Raw genomic sequence first — 1128 nt, 5'->3', positions numbered from 1 at the left:
ATGAAAATATTCCCGACGAAATTACTGAAAATATTAATAAAAATCAATCTTATCAATCTCGTAAAATTAAAATGTATCGTGAAAGCGAATATTTGAAGTTTTTAAAAGAAGATTGGTTAGAAGAGGAAGATGAGGTTAGTTTTCCTAATAAACCTAAAAAATTGTCTGAAATTAATCAGTATCTATTTCCGAAACTTGATTTGGAAAGTATTACATGTAATGAAGGTAAAAAATATTTACAAGACACATTAGATAAGTGGCAACAACTTTTTAATTTAACAGCAAGTGATTTTGCAAGTAAGTATGAAGGATTAGGGGGATATGATGGTATGCATGCCTTACTTGATTCTAAAAAACTTTGTCCTAACGAAAAAGATCCTGAACAAACTTATTCCAAAGCTATTAGGCCGTTAAACGACGCTTTAACTAAAGGTCGTGATATATACTTTTTTGTAATCAAATAAATCTGAAAATCTTTTAAAGATCAAATTATAAAAAATAAAAGGCACTAAATCTTATAATTAGGTTTAGTGCCTTTTGATTTTTCTGTTAACAACATTATTTTTTTTATGTTAAAATTTGTACTCTTATAATATAAATAAAACAAATGGATGTTATGAAAAGTTTAAAGTATTCTTTTATATTAGCTTGCAGTATAACACTTTGTAGCTGCTTTAATGGTCCAACTTCACAAGTTCGTTTAATTGATAATCCTACTGCCAATGAAATTAAGTTAGTTATTGATGGTAAAGATGTTGTCATTCCCGCTAACTCAAACATTAAGTATACTTTTGAATATGGTAAACATAATTTAGCTTATAATAATGAGTCGATTGAGTTTTTTGTAAAACCTGTAAAATTCAATGGTCGAGGCTTTATTAATCCAACCCAAAGCAATTATATGTTACACACTTTTATCTATGCAACTGACAACACCAGTGATGAAACATACGACAAATTATATGAGAAATCGCTTAATAAAGTTGAAGTGATCTTAGATGGTGAGCAAGTAGAGGTTGAGCTTCCTGTAAAAGTGGTTAATAATTTCTTTATTGAAGATCGAGATAATAGATGGGATTACTCTATTGATGAAAATATTCCCGACGAAATTACTGAAAATATTAATAA

2 protein-coding genes are annotated in these 1128 nt (G+C 28.2%); both read left to right on the top strand.

Going from position 1 to position 1128, the window contains the following annotated elements; all coding sequences use genetic code 11:
• On the top strand, positions 1–464 hold a 464-nt coding region (locus H3T54_RS11790; RefSeq protein WP_198222673.1), incomplete at its 5' end, for a hypothetical protein.
• A gap of 152 nt (positions 465–616) precedes the next feature.
• On the top strand, positions 617–1128 hold a 512-nt coding region (locus H3T54_RS11785), incomplete at its 3' end, for a hypothetical protein (RefSeq protein WP_198222671.1).

This window comes from Gilliamella sp. B14384G10 (assembly GCF_016101685.1).
Classification (GTDB): Bacteria; Pseudomonadota; Gammaproteobacteria; order Enterobacterales; family Orbaceae; genus Gilliamella; species Gilliamella apis_A.
This window is presented reverse-complemented; position numbering and strand designations above follow the sequence as displayed.